The organism is Streptomyces flavofungini, from assembly GCF_041028215.1.
Taxonomy (GTDB): domain Bacteria; phylum Actinomycetota; class Actinomycetes; order Streptomycetales; family Streptomycetaceae; genus Streptomyces; species Streptomyces flavofungini_B.
In genome coordinates this window covers 1-4,537 of record NZ_JASKYR010000763.1, presented here as the reverse complement: position 1 = coordinate 4,537, position 4,537 = coordinate 1, and the positions used below count along the sequence as shown (strand labels likewise).

Sequence of the window (4,537 nt, the reverse complement as noted above, 5' to 3'; positions counted from 1 at the left end):
GGGGCGGGAAGGCCCAAGGGGCCGTCTCAGCCGTAGATCTGAAGGAAGGAATCCATGCCGGGACCGTATCCCGGCGCCTCGGCGTCAGTCGAACGAATAAGCCTCGACCTCGGCGAGGTACCGCGCCCGCAGCGCCTCGTCGGCCGCGTCGCGGTCGAGGAAGGCCGCCTCGAAGGAGTTGCGCGCCAGCGTGCGCAACCGCTCGTGGTCGAGCCCGAGCGCCTCGCGGACCGCGTCGAAGTTGTCCCCCGCGTACCCGCCGAAGTAGGCCGGGTCGTCGGAGTTGACCGTGCACATCAGCCCGGCGTCCAGCATCCGCGGCAGCGGGTGGTCCGCCAGGACGTCGATCGTGCGCAGCCGGACGTTGGAGAGGGGGCAGAGGGTGAGCGGCACGCGCTCGGCGGCGAGACGCTCGACCAGGGCCGGGTCCTCCACGCAGCGCAGGCCGTGGTCGATCCGCTCGACCCGCAGCACGTCCAGGGCCTCGGTGATGTGAGCGGGCGGGCCCTCCTCGCCCGCGTGGGCGACGAGGCGCAGACCGAGCGCGGCGGCGGCCTCGTACACCTCCTTGAACTTGACCGGCGGGTGGCCGACCTCGGCGGAGTCGAGGCCGACGCCGATGATCCGGTCGAGGTAGGGCTTCGCGGCTTCGAGCGTCTCCATGGCGGACTCCGCCGACTGGTCGCGCAGGAAGCACATGATGAGCCGCGTGGAGACGCCGTGCCGCTCCTCGCTCCGGCCGAGCGCGCGGGAGAGGCCCTCGACGACGGTGCCGATGGGGACGCCGCGCGCGATGTGCGCCTGCGGGTCGAAGAAGATCTCCGCGTGCCGCACGCCCTGCCCGGCGGCGCGGGCGAGATAGGCGTCGGCGAGCTCCTCGAAGTCGGCCTCGGTGCGCAGGACCGCCATCAGGCCGTAGTAGAGGTCGAGGAAGCTCTGGAGGTCGTCGAAGAGGTAGGCCTTGCGCAGCTCGTCGGTGTCGGCGTAGGGCAGGTCGACGCCGTTGCGCGCGGCGAGGGCGAAGGCCAGTTCGGGTTCGAGGGTGCCCTCGATGTGGAGGTGGAGTTCGGCCTTGGGGATCGGCATGGTGCGGTCTCGCTCAGTTCTGTGGTGGTGCTCAGGGGGTGCTGCCCCGGAGTCGCGGGTTCCGTCGGCGCTCAGGTCCGCTTCGGCACCGGCACGCGCGTGAGGTCGCGGGCGATGGTGAGTTCGCCGTCGAATCCGGCGGCGCGGGCCTGGTGCTCGTAGGCGGTCGGGTCGGGGTAGCGCTGGCTGAAGTGTGTCAGGACGAGGTGGCGCACCCCGGCGGCGGTCGCCACCCGGGCGGCCTGGCCCGCGGTGAGGTGCCCGTGGTCGGTGGCGAGCCGCTCGTCCTCGTCGAGGAAGGTGGACTCGATGACGAGCATGTCGCAGCCCTCCGCGAGCGTGTGCACGCCCGCGCAGAGCCGCGTGTCCATCACGAACGCGAACCGCTGTCCCCGCCGCACCTCGCTGACCTCGTCGAGCGTGACCCCGCCGAGGCTTCCCTCCCGCTGGATGCGCCCCACGTCGGGCCCCTTGATGCCGCGCTCGGCGAGCAGCCGGGGCAGCATGCGCCGTGCGTCGGGCTCGGTGAGGCGGTAGCCGTAGGACTCGACGGGATGCGAGAGCTTCACCGCGTCGAGCGTGTACGAGGGCCCCGCGCCCAGCGGTCCGTCGGCGGCGACCGGCTCCTGGACCAGCGACACCGTCTCGCGGTACGCCGTGGAGTACCGCAGCCGGTCGAAGAAGTGCTGCCCGGAGGCCGGGTAGTGGGCGGTGACGGGGTGCGGGACGCGGTCGAGGTTGATGCGCTGGATCACCCCGGCGAGGCCCAGGCTGTGGTCGCCGTGGAAGTGCGTCACGCAGATCCGGTGCAGGTCGTGCGCGGCGACCCCGGCACGCAGCAGCTGCCGCTGCGTGCCCTCGCCGGGGTCGAAGAGGATGCCCTGGCCGTCCCAGAGCAGCACGTAGCCGTTGTGGTTGCGGTGCCGGGTGGGGACCTGGCTTGCCGTGCCGAGCACGACCAGTTCACGTACGGACAAGAGGAGTTGGCCCCGCTATCCGGGAGGCCACTGGAGGCCGCGGCCGCCCAGGACGTGCGCGTGCGCGTGCAAGACGGTCTGCCCGGCCCCGGTGCCGGTGTTGAAGACGATGCGGTAGCTGTCGGACTTCTCCTCGGCGGCCACCTCGCCCGCCTCGCGCAGCACGTCGGCGGCGATGCCCGGCTCGGCGGCGGCGAGCGACGCGGCGTCGGGGTAGTGCGCCCTGGGGATCACCAGGACGTGGGTGGGCGCCTGCGGGTTTATGTCCCGGAAGGCCACGGTCGTCGCCGTCTCGCGAACGACGGTCGCCGGCACATCACCCGCGACGATCTTGCAGAACAGGCAGTCGTCTTGCGCTTCGCCCGCCATGGGCCGCCTCCTGGATCGGGAAGATCAGTACGTTCGGCATGCTATCGGCCCCGCCGCGGCGGGGCCGGGGCAAGGTCAGCGTGCGCCCGGCACCTCGGGTGCCGTCTTCGCCGGGTTCTCCGCGAGGGCGGCGAGCGCGATCCGTACCGCCTCGTCCAACTGCGGGTCGCGGCCCGCCGCGTAGTCGTCGGGGGTGGTCACGACCTCGACGTCGGGGTCGACCCCGCGGTTCTCCAGGCCCCAGTCCTGGCCCTCCAGCCAGAACGCGTACTTCGGCTGGGTCACGAGCGTGCCGTCGACCAGGTGGTAGCGGCTGTCGATGCCGACGACGCCGCCCCAGGTGCGGGTGCCCACCACGGGGCCGATGCCGAGCGCCCTGATGGCGGCGTTGACGATGTCGCCGTCGGAGCCGGAGAACTCGTTGGCCACGGCGACGACGGGGCCGCGCGGCGCGTCCTGCGGGTAGCTGAAGGCCCGCGAGCCCCGTGGCATGTCCCAGCCGATGATCCGGCGGGCCAGCTTCTCCACGACGAGCTGCGAGGTGTGCCCGCCGCCGTTCTCGCGCACGTCCACCACCAGGCCCTCACGGGCGACCTCGACGCGCAGGTCGCGGTGGATCTGCGCCCAGCCGGGCGCCTGCATGTCGGGTACGTGGAGGTAGCCGAGCCTGCCGCCCGAGCGCTCGTGGACGTAGGCCCGCCGGTCGGCGACCCACGCGTGGTAGCGCAGCGGCCCCTCGTCGTCGATCGGGACCACCACGGCGTGCCGCGGGTCGCCGCCACCGGAGGGCGAGACGGTCAGCTCGACGGGCTTGCCCGCGGTGCCGACGAGCAGCGGTCCGGGGCCAGTGACCGGGTCGACGCCCTGGCCGTTGACCTCGATCACCGCGTCGCCGGTCCTGACGGCGACGCCGGGGGCGGCCAGCGGGGAGCGGGCCGCGGGGTCGGAGGTCTCGGACGGCAGGACGCGGCCGACGCGCCAGAGGCCGTCCTCGCCGCGCGCGAGGTCGGCGCCGAGGAGCCCCTGGCGGTACGCGGCCCCGCCGCCCCCGCCGCCGGAGGAGACGTACGCGTGCGAGGTGCCCAGCTCGCCCTGCACCTCCCAGAGCAGGTCCACCAGGTCGTCGTGGGTGGCGACGCGGTCCAGGACGGGGCGGTAGCGCTCCAGGACGCCGTCCCAGTCGACGCCGCCGAGGTCCGCCCGCCAGAAGTTGTCCCGCATCAGGCGGCCGGTCTCGTCGTACATCTGGCGCCACTCGGCGGCCGGGTCGACGGTGTGCCGGATACGGGAGAGGTCGACGGTGATGTTCGAGTCGCTGTCCTCGTCGCCGGAGGCCCGCCGGTCGCTCGGGACGACCTTCAGCTTGCCGTCGGTCCACAGCAGGACCCGCTTGCCGTCGCCGGTGACCGCGAAGTGGTCGGCGTCGGCGGCCAGTTCCTCCACGCGGTGCTGGGCGAGGTCGTACCGCTCCAGCTCGGTGTGCGGGTCCGGGTCGAGGGGGTGTGCCCGGGAGGCGCCGAGGACGCCGCGCACCGGGTGGCGCAGCCAGAGCAGCCCGTCCTTGGCGGCGCGCAGCGTGGAGTAGCGGGCGGCCTCCACCGGGAAGGGCACGATGCGGTCGGCGAGCCCGTCGAAGTCGACGCGGGTGACGGGGGCGCCCTCGCTGTCCGGGGTCTCCGCGCCGCCGTCCTGCGCCTCGAAGGGCCTGCCGTGGCGCTGCGGACCGAACGGGGACGGCGTGGTCGCGGCGAGCGTGATCAGGTGCGGCCGGGAGCCGCCGACGAAGGCGAGGTCGAAGACGTGCTCGTCGTAGACCGGGTCGAAGGCGCGCGCGGAGAGGAAGGCGAGGTGCTTGCCGTCGAGGGTGAACGCGGGTGAGTAGTCGCGGAAGCGCAGCGGCGTGGCGTCGGAGACCGAGAGGTCGGCGGTGTTGGCGAGCCTGAGCTGCCGCAGCGGGCGCGGCCCGGGGTGCGACCAGGCGAGCCAGGCGGAGTCGGGCGAGAAGACGAGCCCGGTGGCCTCGCCGTCCTCGCCCCGGTCGACCTCGCGGACCTCGCCGCTCTCCCGCTCCACGAGCAGCACCCTGCCGTCGTGCGAGGCGACGG

The 4,537-nt window shown here is 73.5% G+C and carries 4 protein-coding genes; all 4 read right to left on the bottom strand.

Features of this window, described 5'->3' with window-relative positions:
- Positions 1-84: 84 nt before the first annotated feature.
- Entirely contained in the window at positions 85-1,086 is a 1,002-nt protein-coding gene (locus AB8Z36_RS34010; protein ID WP_369217246.1) for an adenosine deaminase, read from the bottom strand.
- A 71-nt stretch (positions 1,087-1,157) separates the two neighbouring features.
- Positions 1,158-2,063 carry a ribonuclease Z gene (locus AB8Z36_RS34005; protein ID WP_369217245.1) on the bottom strand — a complete coding sequence of 302 codons (906 nt, stop codon included), beginning with the start codon at positions 2,061-2,063 and terminating at the stop codon, positions 1,158-1,160.
- 15 nt (positions 2,064-2,078) lie between these two features.
- Entirely contained in the window at positions 2,079-2,432 is a 354-nt protein-coding gene (locus AB8Z36_RS34000; RefSeq protein WP_369217244.1) for a histidine triad nucleotide-binding protein, read from the bottom strand.
- Positions 2,433-2,507: 75 nt separating this feature from the next.
- Positions 2,508-4,537: S41 family peptidase (locus tag AB8Z36_RS33995; protein WP_369217243.1), on the bottom strand; the 2,030-nt coding region annotated here is incomplete at its 5' end.

Coding starts and splice junctions, on each gene's coding strand:
- AB8Z36_RS34010 (WP_369217246.1), bottom strand. CDS start 1,086: ATGCCGATCCCCAAGGCCGAACTCCACCTCCACATCGAGGGCACCCTC.
- AB8Z36_RS34000 (WP_369217244.1), bottom strand. CDS start 2,432: ATGGCGGGCGAAGCGCAAGACGACTGCCTGTTCTGCAAGATCGTCGCG.